This window comes from Aminobacter sp. P4_D5 (genome assembly GCF_056401815.1).
The window spans coordinates 1-868 of record NZ_JBFUIP010000513.1 but is presented as its reverse complement, the minus strand read 5'-3'; the positions used below and the strand labels follow the sequence as shown (position 1 = coordinate 868).

The 868-nt window shown below is 68.5% G+C and carries 2 protein-coding genes; one reads left to right on the top strand and one right to left on the bottom strand.

From position 1 onward, the window contains the following. A partial coding sequence (locus AC1DWF_RS33175; RefSeq protein WP_476842751.1) for an FAD-dependent oxidoreductase occupies positions 1–364 on the top strand: 364 nt, incomplete at its 5' end. On the opposite strand, the gene AC1DWF_RS33170 is transcribed toward AC1DWF_RS33175, so the two are convergent. Then, the coding region (locus AC1DWF_RS33170) for a response regulator transcription factor (protein ID WP_476842750.1) at positions 365–868 on the bottom strand (504 nt) is incomplete at its 5' end.

Here is an 868-nt window from a genome sequence, read left to right as displayed (position 1 = left end):
GCGCGGGGTCGGCAGCGTGCTCCGTTCCGATTGGGACGGGGGGGTGCGCACGGACGAGATCGGGGTCTCCCCAAGCCTCGCGCCGAAGTTTCCCAACGTTTCCGTACCGTATGGCGCGCTGGTGACGAAGAAGCTCGACGGGCTGCTGGCCCCGGGACGGCAGCGCAGCTGCGACACCAACAGGCACTCGTTCGTGCGGGAGATCCCGCAATGCTGGCTCACCGGCCAGGCGGCCGGTGTGGCGGCTGCAATCGCCGCGAACCGGGGCATCGCGCCGCGCGCCGTGCCGATCGCAGAGCTCCAGGCGGGGCTGCGGCAGGGTGGTGTCCACCTTTCCGACGCCAGCGCAGTGCGGGCCGCCTGATCAGGCGGCGCTGAGCCGCATCTCCGGCAGCGGCGGGCGGTAGGCGGAAGGTCCGCTGCCGTCACGGATGATGTAGCCGCGTCCCCAGACCGTGCCGATCACATTGGCCGCGCCGGCCACCTGCAGTTTCTTCCGCAGTTTGCAGACAAAGACGTCGATGATCTTGCTGTCCGGCTCGTCCATGCCGCCATAGAGGTGGTCGAGGAAATTCTCCTTCGACAGTACCGTCCCGCGGCGCATCAGCAACAGCTCGAGGATGGCGTATTCCTTGCCCGTGAGGTGCACCGTCCGGCCCTGCACCGCCACCTCCTTGGCGCCCAGATCGAGCGAGAGCGCGCCGAGCTGGATGCGCGGCTGGGAAAAGCCCTTGGAACGGCGAATCATGGCCTGGAGGCGGGCGACCAGCTCATCGGGCTCAAAGGGCTTGGAGAGGTAGTCGTCGGCGCCGACGGAGAGGCCGCGAACCTTGGCCTGGGTGCGCGAGACGGCCGAGAGCATGAGCAC